19 protein-coding genes, 2 pseudogenes and 1 riboswitch are annotated in these 22,231 nt (G+C 62.6%); of the genes and pseudogenes, 5 read left to right on the forward strand and 16 right to left on the reverse strand.

Features of this window, described 5'->3' with window-relative positions:
- Positions 1–143 precede the first annotated feature (143 nt).
- From KQH55_RS13470 to KQH55_RS13515, 10 genes and pseudogenes are all read right to left on the reverse strand, one after another.
- Positions 144–1,253: a TraB/GumN family protein gene (locus KQH55_RS13470; protein WP_076796540.1), complete on the reverse strand. Its 1,110-nt coding sequence runs from the start codon at positions 1,251–1,253 to the stop codon at positions 144–146.
- Entirely contained in the window at positions 1,246–2,253 is a 1,008-nt protein-coding gene (locus tag KQH55_RS13475; RefSeq protein WP_076796542.1) for a peptide ABC transporter ATP-binding protein, read from the reverse strand. Before KQH55_RS13475 ends, KQH55_RS13470 begins: the two co-directional genes overlap by 8 nt.
- Positions 2,250–3,422, reverse strand: a complete 1,173-nt coding sequence (locus tag KQH55_RS13480; RefSeq protein ID WP_235091365.1) for an ABC transporter ATP-binding protein — start codon at positions 3,420–3,422, stop codon at positions 2,250–2,252. Before KQH55_RS13480 ends, KQH55_RS13475 begins: the two co-directional genes overlap by 4 nt.
- Positions 3,419–4,348 carry an ABC transporter permease subunit gene (locus KQH55_RS13485; protein WP_076796548.1) on the reverse strand — a complete coding sequence of 310 codons (930 nt, stop codon included), beginning with the start codon at positions 4,346–4,348 and terminating at the stop codon, positions 3,419–3,421. The genes KQH55_RS13480 and KQH55_RS13485 overlap by 4 nt, the downstream gene beginning before the upstream one ends.
- A gap of 2 nt (positions 4,349–4,350) precedes the next feature.
- Positions 4,351–5,361 carry an ABC transporter permease subunit gene (locus KQH55_RS13490; RefSeq protein WP_235091366.1) on the reverse strand — a complete coding sequence of 337 codons (1,011 nt, stop codon included), beginning with the start codon at positions 5,359–5,361 and terminating at the stop codon, positions 4,351–4,353.
- 128 nt (positions 5,362–5,489) lie between these two features.
- Positions 5,490–7,133 (reverse strand): ABC transporter substrate-binding protein, encoded by a 1,644-nt coding sequence (locus KQH55_RS13495; protein WP_076796551.1) that lies wholly within the window; start codon positions 7,131–7,133, stop codon positions 5,490–5,492.
- A gap of 139 nt (positions 7,134–7,272) precedes the next feature.
- Positions 7,273–8,103: a methylenetetrahydrofolate reductase [NAD(P)H] gene (gene metF / locus KQH55_RS13500; protein ID WP_076796553.1), complete on the reverse strand. Its 831-nt coding sequence runs from the start codon at positions 8,101–8,103 to the stop codon at positions 7,273–7,275.
- 48 nt (positions 8,104–8,151) lie between these two features.
- Positions 8,152–8,517 (reverse strand): phage holin family protein, encoded by a 366-nt coding sequence (locus tag KQH55_RS13505; protein ID WP_076785924.1) that lies wholly within the window; start codon positions 8,515–8,517, stop codon positions 8,152–8,154.
- A 76-nt stretch (positions 8,518–8,593) separates the two neighbouring features.
- Positions 8,594–10,015: an adenosylhomocysteinase gene (ahcY, locus tag KQH55_RS13510; RefSeq protein WP_076796556.1), complete on the reverse strand. Its 1,422-nt coding sequence runs from the start codon at positions 10,013–10,015 to the stop codon at positions 8,594–8,596.
- A gap of 29 nt (positions 10,016–10,044) precedes the next feature.
- Positions 10,045–10,159, reverse strand: a riboswitch (S-adenosyl-L-homocysteine riboswitch).
- Positions 10,160–10,191: 32 nt separating this feature from the next.
- A pseudogene (locus KQH55_RS13515) lies at positions 10,192–10,290 on the reverse strand (LrgB family protein); the annotation flags it as partial.
- Positions 10,291–10,354: 64 nt separating this feature from the next.
- On the opposite strand from KQH55_RS13515, the pseudogene KQH55_RS13520 reads away from it, so the two are divergent.
- Positions 10,355–10,585, forward strand: a pseudogene (locus KQH55_RS13520) (acyl-CoA dehydrogenase family protein); the annotation flags it as partial.
- A gap of 314 nt (positions 10,586–10,899) precedes the next feature.
- On the opposite strand, the gene KQH55_RS13525 reads toward KQH55_RS13520, so the two are convergent.
- The 5 genes from KQH55_RS13525 to KQH55_RS13545 all read right to left on the reverse strand — a co-directional run bounded on the left by KQH55_RS13525 (position 10,900) and on the right by KQH55_RS13545 (position 16,165).
- The gene (locus KQH55_RS13525; protein ID WP_235091367.1) at positions 10,900–11,517 is read right to left on the reverse strand and encodes a PepSY-associated TM helix domain-containing protein; all 618 of its coding nucleotides are present in this window, start codon (positions 11,515–11,517) and stop codon (positions 10,900–10,902) included.
- A complete protein-coding gene (locus KQH55_RS13530) occupies positions 11,514–12,200 on the reverse strand; it encodes a Fe2+-dependent dioxygenase (RefSeq protein WP_076796567.1) in 687 nt (228 codons plus the stop codon). The genes KQH55_RS13525 and KQH55_RS13530 overlap by 4 nt, the downstream gene beginning before the upstream one ends.
- Positions 12,201–12,228: 28 nt before the next feature.
- Positions 12,229–14,424 carry a TonB-dependent siderophore receptor gene (locus tag KQH55_RS13535; RefSeq protein ID WP_235091368.1) on the reverse strand — a complete coding sequence of 732 codons (2,196 nt, stop codon included), beginning with the start codon at positions 14,422–14,424 and terminating at the stop codon, positions 12,229–12,231.
- Between the two features lie 265 nt (positions 14,425–14,689).
- The gene (locus KQH55_RS13540) at positions 14,690–15,730 is read right to left on the reverse strand and encodes a serine/threonine protein kinase (RefSeq protein WP_076785914.1); all 1,041 of its coding nucleotides are present in this window, start codon (positions 15,728–15,730) and stop codon (positions 14,690–14,692) included.
- A gap of 222 nt (positions 15,731–15,952) precedes the next feature.
- A complete protein-coding gene (locus KQH55_RS13545) occupies positions 15,953–16,165 on the reverse strand; it encodes a hypothetical protein (protein WP_076787564.1) in 213 nt (70 codons plus the stop codon).
- Positions 16,166–16,519: 354 nt separating this feature from the next.
- Here KQH55_RS13545 and KQH55_RS13550 point away from each other — a divergent pair, with 354 nt between their 5' ends.
- Together KQH55_RS13550 and KQH55_RS13555 are read left to right on the forward strand one after the other, a co-directional pair.
- Positions 16,520–17,926: an amino acid permease gene (locus KQH55_RS13550; protein WP_076785913.1), complete on the forward strand. Its 1,407-nt coding sequence runs from the start codon at positions 16,520–16,522 to the stop codon at positions 17,924–17,926.
- Between the two features lie 150 nt (positions 17,927–18,076).
- On the forward strand, positions 18,077–18,844 hold the full coding sequence (locus tag KQH55_RS13555; RefSeq protein WP_076796570.1) for a BPSS1780 family membrane protein: 768 nt from the start codon (positions 18,077–18,079) through the stop codon (positions 18,842–18,844).
- Between the two features lie 122 nt (positions 18,845–18,966).
- On the opposite strand, the gene metK is transcribed toward KQH55_RS13555, so the two are convergent.
- Complete coding sequence (metK, locus tag KQH55_RS13560) at positions 18,967–20,154, reverse strand: methionine adenosyltransferase (RefSeq protein WP_076785911.1); 1,188 nt, start codon at positions 20,152–20,154, stop codon at positions 18,967–18,969.
- A 253-nt stretch (positions 20,155–20,407) separates the two neighbouring features.
- On the opposite strand from metK, the gene KQH55_RS13565 reads away from it, so the two are divergent.
- Both KQH55_RS13565 and dapF read left to right on the forward strand, forming a co-directional pair.
- The gene (locus KQH55_RS13565) at positions 20,408–21,292 is read left to right on the forward strand and encodes a lipid A biosynthesis lauroyl acyltransferase (protein WP_076796572.1); all 885 of its coding nucleotides are present in this window, start codon (positions 20,408–20,410) and stop codon (positions 21,290–21,292) included.
- A gap of 22 nt (positions 21,293–21,314) precedes the next feature.
- The gene (dapF, locus tag KQH55_RS13570) at positions 21,315–22,193 is read left to right on the forward strand and encodes a diaminopimelate epimerase (RefSeq protein WP_076785909.1); all 879 of its coding nucleotides are present in this window, start codon (positions 21,315–21,317) and stop codon (positions 22,191–22,193) included.
- Positions 22,194–22,231: the final 38 nt, after the last annotated feature.

Below are 22,231 nucleotides of genomic sequence, written 5' to 3' on the forward strand. Positions count from 1 at the left end.
CGCATTCGCATGAGCCCGTCGCCTCGGTATGACCCGGCCACATCCGTACTAGCCTGCCGCCTCGGCATGGCCCGGCCACATCCGCACGATCCTGCCGCTTCGCGGCCAGCGCCGTGATAGCGACGCGAGCAGCCCGGCACATGTCAGCGCGGCACGACATCAAAGCCGCGATCGCGCAATAGCGCGAGCACGCCCTTTGGCCCGCCGAGATGCAGTGCGCCGATCGCGACGAAGATCGGTCTGTTGGGCTCGGCAAGCAGCAGCATACGTGCAACAAAGCGCTCGCTGCGCTGGTACACGATCCGATCATCAATGCGCCGCGACAACGTCGGCGAGCGCGCCAGTTTCGCCGATTGCCGCGCCTGCCAGTTTGCCATCGCATCGGCATCACCGGCATGCCATAGCGCATGCAGGACGCGCACGTCGGACACGTTGTCGGCCGGCATCTGCCGCAAGTCCTGCGCGAGCATCTCGCGCTGCTCGGCGAGCGTCAGTCCGGCAAAGGCGGCGATCTGCTCATCGCGCGTCTCGAGACCGACGATACGCCCCACGTATAGGTTTTCGAGCTGTGGCTCGGAACCGTACTCGGCCTGCAACCCGGCCGACAACGAGTCGTAGGTCTCGATCAGCAGCGCCGCCAACCATGGGCGTGTCTTGCGGATTACCGCGAGCCCGGCAGGATTGCCGCGCATGCGACGCACGATCTTCGTCCACATATCGGCCGGCAGCAACCGTGGCAGACACGCATACGAGCACATGCCATAGCGCGTCACATCGTCCTGCGACATCACCAGATCGTCGGGCGAAAGCTCAAATGCCATGCACGACGCCGCACGCAACGCGTCGATGATCGGTTGCCGAAACGGTTGCTCGGCGGGATAGTCAGCCGGGTCGCCAACGTGCAGCGTGCCAAACAGGTACAGTGTCAGGGCGCCCCTGGTCGCGACATAGAACGGCATGTGCGCAGGCCGCGGCATACTCGCCTGGGCGGCGCCGGGCCGGCTAGGCGCCGTTCCGTCGTCGGCTTGCAGCGCCGGCTGACTGTGCTGGCGCAGCGGCGTGGCCGCCTCGGTCTGGTTGGCGGGTATCGGCACGGTTGACGGCCCCAGCGGAACCTGCACCATGGACGCGCCGGACAATGCGTGCGCGGATGATGCGATACTGGCCAACAATCCGAAGGCGACCCACCACGTGAGCCACTTGGTCAGGCCGGTATTGCATCGCGCGCGGCGGCCGCGCCGCCACTCAAGCATCCATCTCCTCCGCACGGTGGCAGGCCACTTGGCGGCCGTCAACGTCGCGCAACCTCGGCTCTTCGGCCACGCACCGCTCGATCCGGTACGGACAGCGCTGATGGAATGTGCAGCCGCGAGGAGGGTTCAACGGCGACGGCAGCTCCCCTTCCAGCTTGATCTTAAGGCGACGGTCGGATTCGAAAATAGCCGGTGTGGCCGACATCAACGCGCGTGTGTACGGATGCCGCGGCCGCGCGAAGAGGGTCGCCTTGGCCCCTCGTTCCGCGATGCCGCCGAAATACATCACCATCACATCGTCGGCGACGTGCTCGACCACCGCGAGGTTGTGCGAAATGAACACGTAGCTGGTGCCGAACTTGTCCTGCAGGTCCATAAACAAGTTCAAGATCTGCGCCTGGATCGACACGTCCAGCGCTGACACCGGCTCGTCAGCTACGACGATGCGCGGCGTCAGGATCATCGCGCGCGCAATCGCCACGCGCTGCCGCTGCCCGCCGGAGAACATGTGCGGATACCGCTTCGCGTGTTCGGGCCGCAGGCCGACCGTGCGCATCATCTCGGCGATGCGCGATGCCCGCTCGCCGGCGCTCATCCCGGTATTGATCGCAAGCGGCTCGGCCAGCGTCTGCTCGACCGTCTTGCGCGGGTTCAACGAGGCAAACGGGTTTTGGAACACCATCTGAACGCGTTTGCGCACCTCGGCTAGCTGTTCATGCGTGGCGGTCGCGACATTGGCGCCATCGATCAACAGGCGGCCAGACGTCGGGCTCTCGACCATCGTCAATTGCCGCGCAAGTGTTGACTTACCGCATCCCGACTCGCCGACGACCGCCAGCGTGCGACCACGGGCGAGCAAAAACGACACGCCGTTGAGCGCCTTCACGGTGGCCGTGCCGAATAGGCCACGGCGCACCTCGTAGTGCTTGGTCAGTTGGTCCGCAACCAGCACGGCATCCTCGGCCGTCGCCGTGTCGCGGGCATGCGCCACCGCGCTCATCGTTTACCTCCGTTCTCGTGCGCGCCGCGTGCGTGCGGGTCATGCCGGTCGTTGGCAACGCCGCTGGCAGGCGGCGCGGCCGGCGCCGCGACGCACTCGCCGGCGTCATCCCCCGGCGTCGCGCCGGCCAGCGCAATGCGCCCCGCATCGAGTATCGGCACCACGACCTTTTCCATATTTAGAGGACGGATGCATCGGGCACGCATCGCGTCGTCCTGCGCATCGAGTTGGGCGAGCGCGGGCCGCCCTATCCAACAATCGTCAACCCCATACTTACAACGCGGCGCGAACAGGCAGCCACTAGGGCGGTCGCCGTGGCCAGGCACCATGCCGGAGAGCGCCGCGAGCCGCCGCGCACCGCGGTTGTGCTCGGGAATGGCCGCCAGCAGCGCCTCCGTGTATGGATGGTGCGGCGCCGAGAAAATATCCGGCACGCGGTTTATTTCGATGATCTCACCCGCATACATTACCGCGACCCGCTGCGCGACCTCGGATACCACAGCCAGATCGTGCGAGATCAGCACGAGCGCCATACCACGCTCCTTCTGCAAGCGCACCAGCAGATCCATGATCTGCGCCTGGATTGTCACGTCCAGCGCGGTGGTCGGCTCGTCGGCGATCAGCAGTTTCGGGTTGCACGCCACGGCCATAGCAATCATCACGCGCTGATTCATCCCGCCCGACATCTGGTGGGGGAACGCGTTGATGCGGTTCTTCGCGTCCGGGATGCCAACTTGCTCGAGCAGGTCCAGCACACGGCGCTCCAGGGCCGCGCCGCGCAACCCTTCGTGCAAGCGAAGCACTTCCTTGATCTGGTAGCCGACCGTATAACTTGGATTCAGACTCGTGAGCGCGTCTTGAAACACCATCGCGATGTCCTTGCCAACGATGCGCCGGCGCTTAGACGGCGACGCGCGCAACAGGTCGACGCCGTCAAAGCATAGTTCGTCGGCGCTAACGCGCCCCGGCGGGTCGATCAACCCCATCAGGGCCATCGACGTGACGCTCTTGCCCGAACCGGATTCGCCGACAATGCCGAGCACCTCGCCGGCGGCCACCGACAGATTCACGCGATCGACCGCGGCCAGTCCGTCGAAGTCGACATGCAGGTTGCGGATCGTCAGCAACGGCGCACCTGCATCGCACGGTGCATTCGGATTCGGGCTCATGACAACCTCTTCAATTTCGGATCGAGTGCATCGCGCAACCCGTCGCCGAGCAGGTTGATGGCCAGCACGGTGATCAGAATCGACAAGCCCGGCATCGTGACGATCCACCACGCGTTGTCGATGTAGTCGCGCGCGGAGGCCAGCATCGCGCCCCATTCGGCTGAGGGCGGCTGCACGCCCAGGCCGAGAAAGCCGAGCGCGGCGGCATCAAGAATCGCGGTCGAGAAGCCGAGCGTGGCTTGCACAATCAACGGCGCGGTACAGTTAGGCAGCACCTGAGAGAACATCAGACGCAACGTGCCGGCGCCCGCCACGCGCGAGGCGGTCACATACTCCTTTTGCAGCTCGCCGAGCGCGGACGCGCGCGTGAGCCGCACGTAGGCGGGCAGCGCGACGATCGCAATGGCCAGCATCGTGTTGGTCAATCCGGGCCCGATCACGGCCACGACCGCCACCGCGAGCAACAATGACGGCAGCGCGAGCAGCACATCCATCAGCCGCATGATCGGCGCATCGCCCCAGCGCGGAAAGAATGCGGCGGCCAGGCCCAGTACGATGCCTGGCAGCAGCGCCAACGCGACTGACACCAGACCGATGAAGAACGACAGCCGCGCGCCGTACATTAGCCGCGACAGGATGTCGCGTCCCGCTTCATCAGTGCCCAGCACGAACTGCCAGTTGCCGCCGGCGAGCCACGCCGGTGGCAACTTGACAAACTCCCGGTACTGCTCGATCGGGCTATGCGGCGCCAGCAGCGGCGCGAACAGCGCGACCACGATCAATATCGTGACCACCACGAGCGCGCCGACTGCGCCGTGGTTACGCGAGAATTGGGCCCAAAATTCGCGCGCCGCCAGCAAGCGTCCGGACGGCGGCGGCGTCACCGCCTGCGGCGATGACAGGGGTGGAGTTGGCAAGTCTGCCATCGTTACCTCGTGTGGCGAATGCGCGGATTAAGCACGCCGTACAGCAAATCGACGAGCAGGTTGACCAGGATGACCAGCGTCGCGATCATCAGGATGCCGCCTTGCACGACTGGGTAGTCGCGGCGCGAGATGGCGTCGATCAGCCACTTGCCGATTCCAGGCCACGAAAACAGGGTCTCGGTCAACACCGCGCCCGCAAGCAAAGTGCCGACCTGCAGCCCAATCACCGTGACAATGGGAATCAGCGCGTTGCGCAGCGCGTGCACGAGGACGATCCGCACCGGCGACAAGCCCTTGGCGCGCGCAGTGCGGATATAGTCCTCGCGCAGCACCTCGAGCATCGACGAGCGCGTCATCCGCGCAACGACCGCCAGCGGAATCGTGCCCAACACCACCGCCGGCAGGATCAAATGCGACACGGCGGACTTGAACGCGCCCTCATCGGTGGACAGCAGCGAATCGATCAGCATGAAGCCCGTCGTATACGGGATGTCGTATTCCACCGCGATGCGCCCGGACACCGGTGTCCAGCCGAGCGTGACCGAGAACAGCATGATCAGCAGCAGTCCCCACCAGAAGATCGGCATCGAATAGCCGGTCAGCGCGGTCCCCATCACCGTGTGATCGAGCCACGAGCCGCGCCTGAGCGCCGCGGCAACGCCCGCCGGCAGGCCGAACAGCAGCGCGAACGCCATGGCGCAGACCGACAGCTCCAGTGTCGCCGGAAAGCGCGCGACGAACTCGTCCATCACGCTGGTATTGGTGATCAACGACGTGCCGAGGTTGCCATGCAGCGCGCGGCCAACATAGTGCAGATACTGCAACGGCAGCGGCTCATCGAGCCCCAGGCGATGCAGCGCCTCGGCATGCATCTGCGGATCGACGCCGCGCTCGCCCATCATCACTTCGATGGGATCGCCGGGTATCAGATGAATCAGCGCGAACGCGAGAAGGGTGATGCCGATAAACGTCGGTATGACCATTCCCAGGCGGCGCAAGACAAAACGGATCATGAAAACTCCCGTTTGTGGGTGCCAGTGCGTGAGCGGCGGCGCGGGCTCGCGCCCGGGCCGCCGCAGTCCATGCTCAACGCTTGAGCGACGTGTCGTCGCCAGCGTCACGCAGGACGATGTCGAAACGCTTACTTCAAGCTCACGCCGTCAAAACGGGTGTAACCCAGCGGATCGATCTTGAAGTCGACAACGTTCTTCGCGATCGGCTGGTATGTCGTCGAATGCGCGAGCGGCGAGAACGGCAGCTCCTTGGCAAAGATCTTTTGCGCCTCGATGTACAGTTTCGTGCGCTGCGCCTGATCGGTGGTCTCGCGGCCCTTGACGACCCGATCGTCGAAGGGCTTGTAGCACCACCTATCAAAGTTGTTGCCATGGACTGCGTCACAGCCGAGCAACGTGCCGAGCCAGTTGTCGGGATCGCCATTGTCGCCGGTCCAGCCAATCAGCATCGCGTCGTGCTCGCCCGCATGGGCGCGCTTAATGTACTCGCCCCATTCATACGTGACGATCTTCGCCTTCACGCCAACCTTCGCCCAGTCGGCCTGGATCATCTCGGCCATCAGCTTGCCATTCGGGTTGTACGAGCGTTGCACGGGCATGGCCCACAACGTGACCTCGGCGCCTTTCTTGACGCCCGCCTTCTGCAACAACGCCTTGGCTTGCTGCGGATCATACGGCAACGCCTTGATCGATGCGTCGTACGACCATTGGGTCGGCGGCATTGGGTTGGTCGCAAGCTGGCCCGCGCCCTGGTACACCGACTCGATGATAGCCTTCTTGTTGATCGCCATATCCAGCGCGCGGCGCACCTGCGCGTTGTCAAACGGCTTGTGTTCGACGTTGTACGCCAAGTAGCCAAGGTTGAAGCCCGGCTTAGACGGCAATTGCACGTTCGGGTCGCTCTTGAGCGACTCGATGTCAGCCGGCCGCGGATAGACTGTGATCTGGCATTCGCCGCGCTTGAGCTTCTGGCTCCGCACGCCTGGATCGACAGTGATTGAAAAGATCAGCTTGCCGACCTTAACCGCGCCCGGCTTCCAGTAATCGGGATTGCCGTCGAAACGGATCGTCGCATCCTTCGTGTAGCGTTTGAAAATAAACGGTCCGGTGCCGATCGGCTTCTGGTTCAAATCCGGCGCGCGATTGGCCTTGAGCAGCGCGTCCGCGTATTCGGCTGACTGGATCGATGCGAACTCCATCGCCAAGTTCTGCAGGAACGGCGCGTTGACCTCCTTCAGCGTGAACCGCACAGTATACGGATTGATCTTTTCGACCTTTGCGATCAGTTTGTCCAGCCCCAAGTCAGTGAAGTACGGGAACTGGACCTTGTACGCCTTGTTGAACGGCAGATTCGGGTCGAGCATCCGATTGAACGTGAACAGCACGTCGTCGGCATTGAAATCACGCGTCGGCTTGAAGATGTCATTCGAGTGAAACTTTACGCCATGACGCAAATGGAAAGTGTATTGCAGACCGTCCGGCGACACATCCCACTTTTCGGCTAGGCCAGGTTCAATCTTCGTGCCACCACGCTCGAACTCGACCAGACGATTAAAGACGGTGAACGTATTGGCGGTGAAATCGGTGCCGGTGGTGTACTGCGCCGGATCGAAGCCCGCAGGGCTGCCCTCGGAGCAATAGACTAGCGTCTTGTTGGGCAGCGACGCGGCTTGCGCGAGCCCGGCGCCACTCAGTGCCAGCGCGGTCACCACGGCGAGCACGGCATGATAGGTCGCGCGGTAGGTTTCGGATAACGGACGGTTATGTGGCATGCTTGCTCCGAATTGTCGTCCCGGGATCTCCGGTGTAGGCGCGAGTGTACTGGATTTCGCCAAACCGGCAAGGCGGAAAAAAACGCACGTTCGACAAATTCTCAACGGCCAACGCGCGCCGGGCCGTCCTTGTTGCGCTCTAGATGCGCAGACGCTCGCAAATCGCCTTGCTGGCCGACGCGCCGTTCAGTGTGTAGAAATGCAATCCTGGTGCACCGTTCACGACCAGCCGCTCGCACATTGCGGTCACGACATCCAGCCCAAATGCCCGAATGGCGTCACGGTCGTCACCAAAACTCTCCAGTCGCCGCGCAATCCACTTCGGGACTTCTGCGCCGCACATTTCGGAAAACCGCATCAGTTGCGCATAGTTCGTGATCGGCATGATGCCGGGCACGATCGGTGCGTCAACACCAAGCCTGCGCGCGTCGTCGACGAAGCGAAAATAGGCGTCCGCATTATAGAAATACTGTGTAATGGCTGAATTTGCGCCCGCCTTCACCTTGTGTGCGAAATTCTCCAGGTCCGCGCGCGGCGACCTCGCCTGCGGGTGGTATTCGGGATACGCGGCCACTTCAATATGAAACCAGTCGCCGTGCTCGGCGCGCACGAAGGCAACCAAGTCGCACGCATAGCGCAGCTCGCCGACCTCTCCCATACCAGAGGGCAAGTCGCCGCGCAGCGCGACGATGTGCCTGATGCCGTGCTGGCGGTACTGCGCCAAAACGCCGCGCAAGCTCTCCTTCGACGCGCCGATGCACGACAAATGTGGCGCGGCCTCGAAGCCCTCACCCGCCATTTCAAGCACGGTATCGAGCGTGCCCTGCTGTGTCGAGCCGCCGGCGCCAAATGTCACCGACATGAACTTTGGCTTAAGCGGCGCCAGTTGCGCACGCGTTGCGCGCAGTTTATCGACCCCTTCCGCCGTCTTCGGCGGAAAGAACTCGAACGAGATTTCAGGCAAGGACATAGAAGTATTGGAAAGAGATACGTGCCGCCGGCGTGCGTCCAGCGCGCGTTAGTACCAGCGCTCAACGGTAAAGCGATGCCCAAGGATCAACGCGCTCAGCAGATACGACACGATGCTGTACAGGATCGAGCCAAAGAATGCCGACCAAAAGCCGGAGACCTCGAACCCCTTGAGCAACGTCGCACTCAGCCAGAAGCACAACGCATTGATCACCAGAATGAACAACCCCAGGGTGAGCACCGTCAGCGGCAGCGTGAATAGGATCAGGAGCGGCCGGATAATCGCGTTGATCAACCCGAGCACGAGCGCGACGATCAACGCGGTGCCGAAACTCTTGATTTGGATCGACGGCACGATATACGTGATGATCAGCAGCGCAAGCGCATTGATCAACCAGGTCAGCAATACAGTCATCGGGGGCTCCCTGTGATGCGGCCGGTGCGCGCCGGGGCACGTTATCGATCGTGCCCCGGCGCGCGTGCAGTCGCAGTTAGTAACGGTAGTGGCCCGGCTTAAACGGACCGTGCTTGTCCACGCCAATATACCGCGCTTGCGCGTCGCTGAGCTCGGTCAGTGTCGCGCCGATGCGCGCCAGATGCAGCCGCGCGACTTTTTCGTCCAGATGCTTGGGCAGCACGTAGACCTTGTTCTGATACTGGTCGCCGCGCGTGAACAACTCGATCTGCGCGAGCGTCTGATTCGTGAACGAATTGGACATCACGAACGATGGGTGGCCGGTCGCGCACCCCAGGTTTACAAGCCGCCCCTCGGCCAGCAGGATCACCCGCTTACCATCCGGGAAGATGATGTGGTCCACTTGCGGCTTGATATTCTCCCACTGGTACTGGCGCGTAGATGCCACGTCGATTTCGGAATCGAAGTGGCCAATATTGCAGACGATCGCGTTGTGGCGCATCGCCTTCATGTGGTCGTGGTTAATCACATGGTAGTTGCCGGTGGCCGTTACGAAGATGTCGGCCTTATCCGCCGCGTAGTCCATCGTGACGACGCGATAGCCTTCCATCGCCGCCTGCAATGCGCAGATCGGATCGATCTCGGTCACCCACACGGTCGCGCCGAGCCCGCGCAGCGATTGTGCGCAACCCTTACCAACGTCACCGTAGCCGGCCACCACGGCGATCTTGCCGGCGATCATCACGTCGGTCGCGCGCTTGATGCCGTCCACCAACGATTCGCGGCAACCGTACAGGTTGTCGAACTTGGACTTGGTCACCGAATCGTTCACGTTGATGGCCGGGAACGGCAGCTGGCCCTCGCGCTCCATCTGGTACAGCCGATGCACGCCGGTCGTGGTTTCTTCGGTGACGCCGCGAATATGCGCGAGGCGCGTCGAGTACCAGTGCGGGTCCGTGTCGAGGTAACGGGCAATCGCGTTATACAACGCGACCTCTTCCTCGTTGAGCGGCTTGGCGATCACTGAGCGATCCTGCTCGGCCTTCGCACCCAGAATCAGCAGCAGCGTCGCGTCGCCGCCATCATCGAGGATCATGTTGGCGAACTGGCCGTTCGGCCATTCAAAGATCCGGTGCGCAAACTCCCAGTATTCGTCGAGCGACTCGCCCTTGTACGCGAACACTGGCGTGCCGGTTGCGGCGATCGCCGCCGCTGCGTGGTCCTGCGTCGAGAAAACGTTGCACGACGCCCAGCGCACGTCCGCGCCCAGCGCCTTCAGCGTCTCAATCAGCACGCCGGTCTGGATCGTCATGTGCAGTGAGCCGGCGATGCGGGCCCCCTTCAGCGGCTGCTCGGCCTGGTACTCGTCGCGGATCTGCACCAGACCCGGCATTTCGGTCTCGGCGATGTTCAGTTCCTTGCGGCCCCATTCGGCGAGCGACGGGTCGGCAACGACACAATCCTGGGATAGGTTTTTTTCGTAGACTACGGCGTTCATCACGCCTCCTTTTCTGTCAAGAGAAATAAAAGACGTGAGCGCCGTTGTGGCGGCGGCCGCGCGCGTTGACCGCGCAAATCGGAACCGCCGATCGAAACGTTTCGAGCCTGGCGGCCATTAGCCGTCGCAACGCTCCTCGAAACGAACGGTGATTGTAGCAAAACCGCAGATATCACTCAATCGAGCCAGACGGCCAGCAGCGGAGCCAGCAACACCATCACCACCCCACAGATCATCATCGTCAGGCTGGCGACGACGCCCTCTTGGCTGCCCAACCAGGACAGCGCCGATTTCACCGAGCCGCCAGCCGGCATCTGACGGTTTGCCGCACAAGCCAGCATCAAAATAGCCAACTTGACACGACGTGATTGCGTGATCGGCAACGCGACACAAATGCGCGCCTCGCTCAAGCACGCGATCCACCCTACGCGGCACCGGCAGGCAGTCGGCCGATACCTGGCCGAGCAGCCGCTGATGCGCAACGTGCTGGCGGACCTGGCACTGAAGTCGGAGTTTGCGACACCACTATTCATGCGGCTAGCGCGCGCCTTCGAGCAGGACGGCGCAAGCCTTTTTGACACAGGCCGGCGCGAGGCTGGTACCGACTGAGCAAGGGTCTATGGCACGCTGCCGGCCGACATCGACACGTCGGCGCTGATTGAACGCGCCGCGTACCTAAAGGCGTCGCGATGCCGCTCGAACATCGCGACGCAATCGCCGACGCTGTGATGCGGCGCGCGGTCTGCGGCGCGTACACCGTCAATGACACACTGATGCACATAGCGGTCAAGTCGCTGCCTGCCATACGCCACCGTCATCTGCCACCATCTTACCCGAACGTCACATGTCAACGTCTCGCGCACCCACGTTATCCGCAGCAGCGGTCATACGATGCCGCACACGACCATCGCGACGAGCGACACGACGAAAATCGCGACGCCGATTGTCTTGCGCCGGTTCAGTTCGGTCCACAGCAATACGCCGGTCAACGACAGCAGCACCAGACTGCCGGCGATCGTATCGACGAGCAAGGTCCAACCAATACCCATGCCGCCACCACGGTGCATATTGTTCAACATGGCGAGCAACGTCCCTTCGGTGCGCTTGACCGATACGGTCGGATTGCCTTGCCAGTATTCGATTAGAATCGACGTCTTCGGGCCGGCCAGCATTGCGCTCCAGCGCTCCGGCTGCATCACGCTGCGATTGCCCCACGCGACCTTGTGCGCCGGCTCGCGCTGCATGCGTCCAATACGGCCATCAAAGCGCAGTTCACGGCCGACCCACTCGGCGAGTGCTTGCGGGGAATCCGGAGCGGAATTGGGCAGCGGCAGCCGCATTTGCGACACTTGCGGCTCACCCGGCGAGATTTTCATCGGCCCGCCGCGGTGATTCAGCAGGAAGCCGGTCACGCCGAACATCAATCCCAGCACCGCGCCCCACAGGCCAATCCAGCCGTGCACGTTGCGCAGCCATTTGAGGAACGTCGAGCGGCGCGTCATGTCTCGCCCCACATGCGCAGAAGATTGTGATAACACCCGATTAGCTGCCGCCGCGCGACGTCATCGGCATGATCGCGGTTCAGGCGCTGGATCGCCGTATCCAGGTCGAACAACAGCGCGCGCCTGGCGTCGTCGCGCACCAGGCTCTCGATCCAGAAAAAGCTGGCGAGCCGCACGCCGCGGGTGACCGGCGCGACCCGGTGAACGCTGGTCGTCGGATAAACAACCATGTCGCCGGCGGCCAACTTGACCTCGTGCGCGCCATAGGTGTCCTCGATCACCAGTTCACCGCCATCATATTCGTCGGGCCCGGCCAAAAACAGCGTCGCCGACACGTCGGTGCGCAGCTTCGCGTCATGTCCAGGCACGATCCGGATCGAACCGTCGACGTGGTCGCCGAACGCCATCCCGGCGCCATAGCGATTGAACAGCGGCGGATACACGCGGTTGGGCAACACCGCGCTAATGAACAGCGGATGCCGCTCCAGCTCGGCCAGGATCACGTCCCCCAGCTCGCGCGCAACCGGCGCGCGCTCGTCGATTTGCTGATTGTGCTTGAGCGGCGCGCCCTGGTAACCGGCCGTGGCGCGACCATCGACCCACGCGTGGCCGGCCGCGTCCAGGGCGGCGCGTATCGCCTGCAATTGCTGCGGCGACAATACGTTCGGTATGGACACGATCATCTCACGGCGCCTGCTGTCAGCTGCATGGTTAGACCCGGTAATTGAACGTCGCCAGCAACGTGCGGCCCAGCCCCGGCACCGCGCGCCCGCCGTCGGACGGAATCAGTGCATCGTAGTAGCGCTTGTCCGTCACGTTCAGCAAGTTCAGCTGCACGTCGTACTGCTTGGCGTGATACGCGAGCATGGCATCCCAGCGCGTATAGCCGCCAACAGACACTCGGTTGTTGTTCGCCGCATAGCGCGTGCTCATGTAATTCAGGCCACCGCCCGCCTGCCAGTGCGGCATGAATTCATATGTCGTCCACAGCGTCAACATGTTGCGCGGCGTATTTGCCGGCGTGTTGCCCTGCGTGCCGTCCTTCGCGCCCGTGATGCGGCTGTTCAAGTACGTATAGCCGCCGTATAGCTGCCACTTGTCCGTGATCCGGCCCGACGCACCAAACTGGTAACCTCGCACCCGCACGTCACCGTCGATCGAATACGCGCCGGTCGCATCCTGCGTGCGTACGTTGGATTTGTCGATGTTGAACAGCGATTGCGAAATCGACAATGTGCCGCCCAGCAAGTCCCATTTGTTGCCCACCTCGTATGAGCGGTTCGTTTCGGGCTTCAGATTTTGCGTGCCATTGGTCAGCGTCAGCGCCTCGAGTGACGGATTGAACGACGTACCATATGATAAGTAGTACGACTGTGCATCGTCCGGCTGGTAGATCACGCCACCGCGCACGCTCATGTAGCTGTTCGTCTGCGCGGCATAGGACGGCGCATTCATCGAGTTTGCGATATGGGCCTGATAGTGGTCCCAGCGCACGCCGCCAACCACCTTCCACTGCCGCGTCAGCGACACCGTATCATTCACATATACACCAATTGAGTTCGCGCTGGACCTAGCCAGGTTGCCGATGCCCCGCACCACATCGGCTGGCCGTGGCACGTAAGCTGCACCGGTCAGAGGTACCACGCCGATCACGTTGCTCGGCATGCCGGCGCCGGTTGCGGTATAGGACTGGTTATTGTATGTCTCGTGCCCAAGCTCGATACCGGCGATCAAGTCGTGCTTCAGTGCCCTGGTCGCGACCTTCCATTCGACGTCCGTCGCGTTATAAAGCGAGTGATCGTTGATCACTCTATCCTTGCCCATCAGCTTCACATACAAGTTCGATAGCGGCAGCGACGTGTAGCTGCCGTTGGACAGCGCACGCGAACCGGCGAGCGGCCCAGTCACCACACTGGCAGCGTTGGTTGCGCGCGCATCGGTCGCGTAGTGGCTAAACTGCGTTTGGTTGCGCAGCTTCAGTTCATCACTGAACCGATGCTCGATGCGCGCCGACAACGTCTGCACGTCTTGCACCGTGCGATCGCCCGTGTAGCCGTAAAAGCGCTCGCGGCCTACCGGCACCGGGTGCCCATTGACCGCCGGCACACCATAGTCCGGCATGTCGCGGTTATGCTGGATCAGCGCCGAGAGGGTAATCTCGGTAGGTGTTCCAATACCCAAGCGCACCTGCGGCGCAATACCGAAATCCTTGTTGCGCATCGCATCGCGCGTGGTGCCCACGCTCTGGCCAAATGCGTTGACCCGCACCGCCGCAGTATCGGAGATCGGCTGGTTCACGTCGACCGTGGTCCGGTAGTCGTCGCCCGTGCCGACAGTACCGCTTACCTCGGCCGAACGCGTCAGATTCGCCTTCTTGCTGGCCTGGTTGATCACGCCGCCGGTGGAGCCGCGTCCGAACAACATCGACGACGGCCCATACAGCACGTCGATCGATTCGAGGTTGAAGGTGTCGCGATAGTATTGCCCGCGATCGCGGAAGCCATCCAGATAGATATCGGTGCGGGCCGTGAAGCCGCGCAGATTGATGTTATTGCCGATCTGCCCACCCTCGGCCCCGCCAATCGTGATGCCCGGAACGTTGCGCAGCGCGTCGGCAAACGACGCGACGCCTTGCGATTGCATCAAGGCCTTGTTGATCACCACTACCTCCTGCGGGATGTCCCGCAGCGTGGTGGGGCGTTTTGCACCGACGGAGGCGCGCGTTACCTGGAAATCGGCCCGATCCGCATCGCCGGTGACCCGTACGGCGGGCAGCGCGGCACGAGCCACGGCGCCATGTTGCGTGTCTTGTGAATTGGAATCGGGTTGAGCGGACTGTGCAAGCGCCGGCATCGGCACGGTAAAAGCGGCCACCAGCGTCGTGGCGAGCGGCGTCATCTTCGTCATTGTCGGTATGTCCTGCGAAATGGCGACGCTCACGCCCTCGCGCTCGCATGACGTCGCCCGCACGGCAAAGCGCCCTGCGGCATGTCTTGATTGTCGGCTGGCTTACGCCGCTCCCTTACCGTTGTCACGGCACGGGTGAGCGTGGTGGGCTGGCGGCTCGTGTTCGCATATCCCGCATCACACTGAAATGCGAATCGTTATCATTACATGTATGACGTCTTTTTTCAACTGACGCATGGCGGACAGTCAATATCGGCAGCCCACCTCACACAGGCCACAGCGGCGGCTCCTGTAACGCCCCGACCTGCTCACGCAATTCCAAGATACGATCCTCCCAGTACCGGTGCGTGTTGAACCACGGAAATGCGACAGGAAACGCCGGATCGTCCCACCGACGCGCAAGCCATGCCGCATAGTGGATCAAGCGCAACGTGCGGAACGCTTCGATTAAGTGAAGCTCGCGTGAATCGAACTCGCAAAAGTCCTCGTAGCCCGCCAACACGTGACCCAGCGCACGGCTCGCCTGCGCGCGCTCGCCCGGTAGCAGCAGCCATAGATCCTGAATCGCCGGTGCCATCCGGCTGTCGTCGAAGTCGACGAAATGGGGGCCGGCATCGGTCCACAGCACGTTGCCTTGATGGCAGTCACCGTGCACGCGTAACGCGCGTACATCGCCGGCGCGTTCGAACGAGGCTTGCACCGCGTCCAGCGCCAGTTGGCTGATCGTCTCGTAGGCCTGACGCAACTCGAGCGGCACGAAGCCGCTGGCGAGCAGGTACGCAAGCGGCTCACGGCCGAACGTGTCGATATCCAGCGGCCCGCGAGCGACGTAGTCGCGCTGCCGACCGATCGAGTGGATGCGGCCGATGAAGCGTCCCAGCCATTGCAGCGTAGCGCTGTCCTCCAACTCCGGTGCTCGGCCGCCACGCCGCTCAAACAACGCGAAGCGGAAACCGTCGATCTCATGCAGCGTATGGTCGTCGAGCATGATCGCCGGCACGGCCGGGATCTCATGCTCGGCCAGCTGCGCGACGAACGCATGCTCCTCTAAGATTGCCTCATCGCTCCAACGCCCGGGCCGGTAGAACTTCGCTACCAGCGGCGCGGCGTCTTCGATGCCGACCTGATAAACGCGGTTTTCATAACTGTTCAGTGCAAGCAACCGTCCGTCGGTACGGCGACCGCCGCGCGCTAGCACGGCATCAAGCGCGTCGAGCACGCGCTCGGGCGTCAGGCCCGCGTAGGGAGCCAGGGCGCCGGCATCGGCGCGCGGCGGATTGTTGAAGCTGCGATCATTGGGTTCCATCCCGCCATTGTGCCTGAGCGGCGCACGGCCCGAGCATCGCCGCACGCGGACGGGGACGAGACGCAGTCCTGTTCGTGGCATTATCCGCAGCAGTTCTCCGCCAGCACCCGCGCCAGTGCGCGAGGCAGACCCTCGCCAGCGTCCGTGCCAACACCCGCGGCAGCCCCGCCAGCACCCGCACCAGCGCGAGAGGCAGCCCCCGCCAGCCGCATCCAGGCTACATTAGTGCAACGGTGCGTCCGCCGGGCGTACCACCTCGCCGGTCTCGATCAAATCCACCAAGAAGAACGGCTCGGTGTTGAGCGGCTTGGATTGCCCCGGCTCGCCCTCGAACCATGTCACCATCGCCATGTCGCCCAGGATGCGCAATACGATGCCGCGCGCGTCGCGCGGCACTGCGATATGGCTGGAACGCACGATTGAACCTACCTTCATGATTTCCCCCTTTTGATGTTGGCCCGTCCGACAGGCATTGTGTCGGCGATGCGCATCCTGCGAAGCCCGAAATGGAAATATGGAACAGCCCAATTGCGACTGATCCATCACCTCTATACAACGACACGCGTCGCAGCGACCAGCCACCGTCCCGGTCCCGCCGACGCCTGCTGCCATTGTGCCGAATTTGACACGCCGGTGCTCGCCGCCCGCTGGCACGCACCGATTGCCTCATCGTGCCCGCAGCGTACGACCAATCAGCGCAACCCAGGGCGGACCGTTTGCACCAGTCAGCTAGAATAACCGGTTTTACCGAAGTCGGTTGCGCCGCTCCACGGCTGCCGAATACCCCTTATGTCATTGTTTCGAAAGAAAGATATTGGTCATATGCTGGCCCGCCGCAATGCTGACAACAGCTTGCACAGGGCACTGGGCCCACTGGATCTCACGCTTTTGGGCATCGGAGCGATCATCGGTACAGGCATCTTCGTGCTGACAGGAACCGGCGCGGTGATCGCCGGCCCCGCCCTGACGCTGTCCTTCGTCATTGCGGCGATCGCGTGCTGCTTCGCGGCGCTTGCCTACGCCGAATTCTCATCGACGATTCCGGTCGCCGGCTCAATCTATACTTATTCGTATGCGACGCTCGGCGAGCTTGCCGCTTGGATCATCGGCTGGGATTTAATGCTTGAATACGGGCTCGCGACGTCGGCGGTGTCGGTTGGATGGTCCGGCTACCTGCAATCGTTACTGTCCGGCTTCGGCATCACGCTGCCGCAAGTACTCACTGCGGCGCCTGGCACCGTACCCGGCCACACAACGTGGTTCAACCTGCCAGCGTTCCTCGTGATGATGGCCATCACATTCCTGTTATCGATCGGTGTGCGTGAATCCACCCGGGTCAACAATGTGATGGTCGCAATTAAGGTAGCCGTCGTGCTGCTGGTGATCGCGGTCGGCGCGTTCCATGTCCGGCCCACGAACTGGCACCCGTTCATGCCGATGGGCTGGTCCGGCATGTTCGGGGCCGCCGCGGTGATGTTTTTCGCCTTCATCGGGTTTGACTCGGTGTCATCCGCGGCAGAAGAGGTCAAGAACCCGAAACGCGACTTGCCGATCGGCATCATTGCGTCGCTCGCCGTCTGCGCGGCGCTCTATGTGACGGTCGCCGCCGTAGTCACCGGCATCGTGCCGTACGGTGAGTTCGCGAACGTGTCGCATCCGGTGTCCTACGTGCTGCAGAGGATCGGTGCGGACTGGGTTGCCGGCTTCGTCGATCTAGGTGCGGTGCTCGGCATGCTGACGGTGATCTTAGTGATGATGTACGGCCAGACACGCATCATCTTTGCGATGTCCCGGGACGGCTTGCTGCCCGCCGCGCTCTCGCGCATCCACCCGCGCTTCCAGACGCCGCTAATCACCACCTGGTTGGTCGGCATCTTTTTCGCGTTAATCGGCGCGCTGGTGCCACTGGACGTATTGGCGGAGTTGATCAATATTGGCACGCTCGCCGCGTTTTCGATGGTCTCTGTCGCCGTGCTGATTCTACGCCGCACGCATCCGACGCTGCCGCGCGCATTCCGGTGCCCAGGCGTGCCACTCGTGCCGATGCTCGCGGTCGCATCCTGCGTGTTTCTGATGGCCCATTTGCAGGCGATGACGTGGGTCGCATTCGTGGCATGGCTGGCACTAGGACTGGCCGTGTACTTCGGTTATTCACGGCGATATGCGAAGCTCGCTTTGAACCCCGAGCACGGATAGCGCTCGCGGCGGACCGCATTGTGCCTGGATACGCCCTGTTTCGCGTGCCCCAGCCGGGCGTCCAGTTATGATGCCGACCGCATCCGGCGATACGGCGGCGCACAGGCCGCCTGCGACGGATGCTCTACAGAATTTTGTGAAGAGGGCCTCATGAACGACGACACGCTGAACCCTCCGCTCGCTCCAGACGGCTCGGCGCCATCCGTCGAAACGTTGAATCTAGACGGACGCACGGTCACTGCGGCAGAAGGCTTGCGCTGGATCACAGACGCATGGACGCTGTTCAAGCGCCGTCCGCTGCAGTGGATCGGCCTGGCCCTGTTGTACATGGTGATCGAGTGCGCGCTGTCATTCGCGCCGGTGTTCAACCTGCTGTCGATGTTGGTCACGCCGATACTGCTGGGCGGATTGATGTTCACGTGCGAGCAGTTCCGTGCCGACGGCGACGTGCGCATCGGCGGCCTATTCACCGGGTTCACGCGCAAGCTGGGCCCGCTAGCGTTGGTCGGCGCGCTCACGTTCGCGATCGTGATTATCGGTGTCGTGGTGCTCGCGTCGATCATCGGCTTCGACACATTTGCTCAGTTGGTCTCGCACCAGCCAGGCAACCCACCCCAATTGGGGGCATCGAGCCTCGTCGGGCTGCTGATCTATATCGCGATCGTCACGGTGGCGGTAGCCGCTGCATGGTTCGCGCCCGCGCTAGTGATACTGCATGACGTGGCGCCCATTCGTGCGATGCGGGCAAGCTTCAAGGGCGTGATGCGAAACTGGCTGGCGGGCATTGTCTATGCGCTGTTGCTGCTCGTGATGCTGGTGGTCGGTGCACTCCCGTTTCTGCTCGGCTGGCTGATCGTACTACCTTTGTTATTCTTGTCAGTCTACGTCGGCTATCGGGACGTGTTTATCATACGTTGAGCGCTGCCTGCGCCCCGCGCTAAGCGGGGATGAGCAAGCCCAGCCACAAAACCCCCGACTAGGCCGAGGGTTTTGTGGTGTGCCGGCAGCTCCGGCACGTCAGCGCAGCCATGCCTGTGCTGTCAGGCGACGGCGGCAATCGGCTTGATGCCAGCCGCGTCGGCCAGCACAATGGCCTTGTCGGTTGCTTCCCACGAGAATTCAGGTTCCTCGCGACCAAAGTGGCCATATGCAGCGGTCTTTTCGTAGATCGGCCGCAGCAGGTCCAACATCTGAATGATGCCCTTCGGGCGCAGGTCGAAGTGCTGCTGGACAAGCTCGGTAATCATCGAATCCGGCACCCGGCCGGTCCCGAAGGTGTTAACCATCACCGACGTCGGACGCGCGACACCGATTGCATAGGAGACCTGGACCAGGCAGCGCGACGCAAGGCCCGCGGCGACAATGTTTTTCGCGACGTAGCGGCCGGCATACGCGGCGGAACGATCCACCTTGGTCGGATCTTTGCCCGAGAACGCACCGCCGCCGTGCGGCGCGGCCCCGCCGTACGTATCGACGATGATTTTGCGGCCAGTGAGTCCACAATCGCCTTGAGGACCGCCGATCACGAACCGCCCGGTCGGATTGACGAGGAACTTCAAGTCGCCCTTGATCAGCTCGTTCGGCAGCACCGGCTTGATGACGTCCTCAATCACCGCCTCGCGCAACGTGGACAGATCAATATCCGGCGCATGCTGCGTGGAGAGCACGACCGTGTCGATCGAATCCGGACGCCCGTCAACATAGCGCACCGTCACTTGCGACTTCGCGTCCGGACGCAGCCACGGAAGACGACCATCACGCCGCAGATCGGCTTGCCGCTCGACGAGCCGGTGCGACAAATAAATCGGCAACGGCATCAATTCGGGCGTTTCGTCGCACGCATAGCCGAACATCAGACCCTGGTCACCCGCGCCCTGATCCAGATTGTCGTCGTGCGCATTGTCCACGCCCTGCGCGATATCCGGCGACTGCTTGTCGTAAGCGACCAGCACCGCACAGCCGCGGTAGTCAATGCCGAAATCGGTATTGTCGTAGCCGATGCGCCGGATCGTGTCGCGCGCAATCTGGATATAGTCGACGTTTGCATGCGTCGTGATTTCGCCGGCCAACACCACCAGGCCGGTGTTGCATAACGTCTCGGCCGCTACACGCGAATACCGGTCCTGCGTCAGGATTGCGTCGAGAATCGCGTCGGAGATTTGGTCAGCCACCTTGTCCGGATGGCCTTCAGATACGGATTCGGACGTAAAGAGATAGTTGTTCGCCACTTCGTTAGCTCCCAGTAAGTGAAGTCGGTCGCGTTTTCACGTTGCCGGCTTCGGATCGAAGCGGCGACGCTTTAGCGGATTACATGGTTCGGGCGCCGCTTCACTAGATGCCGCGCCCAATATCGCCCCGCAAGTTGTCCCATTAACTCGGCGATGCCCGTATTATATCGATTTCTGTCATTTTTCATAGAGTAGAGGCCGAATTGCCGTTTGCTTCACCCTGCCAGCCGCTGAGAACATCGCGAGATCCACGATGCTAGGCCGCGCCGGAACCCAGCTCGCCATCCTGCTGCTAAGGCTGTTTGCACTATTACCCTATGGTTGGATCGCCCGCTTCGGCGATGCGATGGGCTGGTTACTGTATCGGATTCCGAACAGTCGCCGTCGCGTGGTCCACACCAACCTCAGGCTCTGCTTTCCACAGTGGTGCGAAGCGCGGCGCGAGCAGGTCGCCGAGCAGCATTTCCGCCATGCCATTCGCAGCTACGTCGAGCGCAGCGTGCAGTGGTTCGGCTCGGCACGCAAGTTGGAGAAGCTGATCCAACTCGACAGCGCGATCGACCTGCGCGACCCGAACTTGCCGCCGACCTTGTTCCTCGGAGCGCATTTTGTCGGTATTGAAGCCGGCTCGATTTTCCTAAACTATCAGTTGCGCCGGCAATGCGGCGCGCTGTACCAACCGATATCCAACCCGCTGCTGGACAAGGTCGCGGTCGCCGCGCGCGCGCGCTTCGGCGCGGACATGGCCAGTCGCGCCGACAGTGCGCGTATCGTGTTGCGTTGGCTGCGCGAGCGCAAGCCGGTCATGCTCGGCGCAGACATGGACTACGGCATGCGCAACTCGGCGTTCGTGCCGTTCTTCGGCGTACCGGCGTGCACGCTGACCGCGGTGGGCCGGCTCGCGAAGGCAGGACGTGCCCAATTGGCGCCGTTCATCTGCGAGGTGCTGCCCAATTACAAGGGTTATCGACTCAAAATTTTCGCGCCGTGGCAGGACTATCCGAGCGACGACGACATGGCGGACGCGCGCCGCATGAATGCGTGGCTGGAGCAGGAAATTCCGCGCGTCCCAGAGCAATACTACTGGATACACAAGCGCTTCAAAACGCGCCCACTGGGCGAAGCGGGCTTTTACTGACGCTCGACTACAATACGGTGCCATGAAGCTCAAATTCACCAAGATGCATGGCGCCGGCAATGACTTCGTGGTCCTTGACGGCGTGCGCAACGTGATCTCGCCCACGCTCGCGTTAGTGCGCTACCTCGCCGACCGCCACTTCGGCGTCGGCGCGGACCAGTTGCTGCTGGTCGAGCGGCCCACGCTCGATGGCGTCGATTTTAAGTACCGGATCTTCAACTGTGACGGCAAAGAAGTCGAGCACTGCGGCAATGGCGCGCGCTGCTTCGTGAAGTTCGTGCGCGACACCGGCCTGAGCCAGGCGCGCACGATTCGCGTGCAGGTGCAGCACGGCGTGATCACATTGAGCGTGCAGGACAACGGTGAAGTGCTCGTTGACATGGGTGCACCAGCACTGGCCACGCCACAAGTGCCGTTCGACACGTCGGCACTGACACCAGCGCGCGATGGTGACGACCTACTGTGGCCGCTGGACGTGAATGGCTCGACGCAATGGATCTCGGTGGTCTCGATGGGCAATCCCCACGCGGTGCAGATTGTCGATGACGCCGACGTCGCGCCGGTGCTCAGGGACGGGCCGGTAATCGAGTCGCACGCGCGCTTCCCAAACCGCGTGAACGCGGGATTCATGCAAATCGTCTCGCGGCATGAAATCAAACTGCGGGTCTATGAGCGCGGCGCGGGCGAGACGCTCGCATGCGGCTCCGGCGCTTGCGCGGCGGTCGTGGCCGGCATCCGCCGGGGGGTACTGGACTCGCCGGTGCGCGTACGTGCGCGCGGCGGCACGCTGACCATCTCGTGGGACGGCCAGCGCAACAGCAACGCCCCGGTCATAATGGCCGGTCCGGCAACCACTGTGTTCGAGGGCGAAATCGACGTACCCGACGAGTTGCTCGCGTGAGCGCGATCACCGCCCTAGGCCGTCCGGCCAATTGACCC

It is taken from the genome of Mycetohabitans sp. B3, from assembly GCF_021498065.1.
Taxonomy (GTDB): Bacteria; Pseudomonadota; Gammaproteobacteria; order Burkholderiales; family Burkholderiaceae; genus Mycetohabitans.

What these genes read in the sequence shown, in the direction of transcription:
- KQH55_RS13480 (WP_235091365.1), bottom strand. Translation starts at nt 3,422, where the DNA reads ATGAGCCCGAATCCGAATGCACCGTGCGATGCAGGTGCGCCGTTGCTG.
- dapF (WP_076785909.1), top strand. Translation starts at nt 21,315, where the DNA reads ATGAAGCTCAAATTCACCAAGATGCATGGCGCCGGCAATGACTTCGTG.
- metF (WP_076796553.1), bottom strand. Translation starts at nt 8,103, where the DNA reads ATGTCCTTGCCTGAAATCTCGTTCGAGTTCTTTCCGCCGAAGACGGCG.
- KQH55_RS13545 (WP_076787564.1), bottom strand. Translation starts at nt 16,165, where the DNA reads ATGAAGGTAGGTTCAATCGTGCGTTCCAGCCATATCGCAGTGCCGCGC.
- KQH55_RS13550 (WP_076785913.1), top strand. Translation starts at nt 16,520, where the DNA reads ATGTCATTGTTTCGAAAGAAAGATATTGGTCATATGCTGGCCCGCCGC.
- KQH55_RS13470 (WP_076796540.1), bottom strand. Translation starts at nt 1,253, where the DNA reads ATGCTTGAGTGGCGGCGCGGCCGCCGCGCGCGATGCAATACCGGCCTG.
- KQH55_RS13525 (WP_235091367.1), bottom strand. Translation starts at nt 11,517, where the DNA reads ATGACGCGCCGCTCGACGTTCCTCAAATGGCTGCGCAACGTGCACGGC.
- KQH55_RS13565 (WP_076796572.1), top strand. Translation starts at nt 20,408, where the DNA reads ATGCTAGGCCGCGCCGGAACCCAGCTCGCCATCCTGCTGCTAAGGCTG.
- KQH55_RS13475 (WP_076796542.1), bottom strand. Translation starts at nt 2,253, where the DNA reads ATGAGCGCGGTGGCGCATGCCCGCGACACGGCGACGGCCGAGGATGCC.
- KQH55_RS13540 (WP_076785914.1), bottom strand. Translation starts at nt 15,730, where the DNA reads ATGGAACCCAATGATCGCAGCTTCAACAATCCGCCGCGCGCCGATGCC.
- ahcY (WP_076796556.1), bottom strand. Translation starts at nt 10,015, where the DNA reads ATGAACGCCGTAGTCTACGAAAAAAACCTATCCCAGGATTGTGTCGTT.
- KQH55_RS13555 (WP_076796570.1), top strand. Translation starts at nt 18,077, where the DNA reads ATGAACGACGACACGCTGAACCCTCCGCTCGCTCCAGACGGCTCGGCG.
- KQH55_RS13535 (WP_235091368.1), bottom strand. Translation starts at nt 14,424, where the DNA reads ATGACGAAGATGACGCCGCTCGCCACGACGCTGGTGGCCGCTTTTACC.
- KQH55_RS13505 (WP_076785924.1), bottom strand. Translation starts at nt 8,517, where the DNA reads ATGACTGTATTGCTGACCTGGTTGATCAATGCGCTTGCGCTGCTGATC.
- KQH55_RS13495 (WP_076796551.1), bottom strand. Translation starts at nt 7,133, where the DNA reads ATGCCACATAACCGTCCGTTATCCGAAACCTACCGCGCGACCTATCAT.
- KQH55_RS13530 (WP_076796567.1), bottom strand. Translation starts at nt 12,200, where the DNA reads ATGATCGTGTCCATACCGAACGTATTGTCGCCGCAGCAATTGCAGGCG.
- KQH55_RS13485 (WP_076796548.1), bottom strand. Translation starts at nt 4,348, where the DNA reads ATGGCAGACTTGCCAACTCCACCCCTGTCATCGCCGCAGGCGGTGACG.
- KQH55_RS13490 (WP_235091366.1), bottom strand. Translation starts at nt 5,361, where the DNA reads ATGATCCGTTTTGTCTTGCGCCGCCTGGGAATGGTCATACCGACGTTT.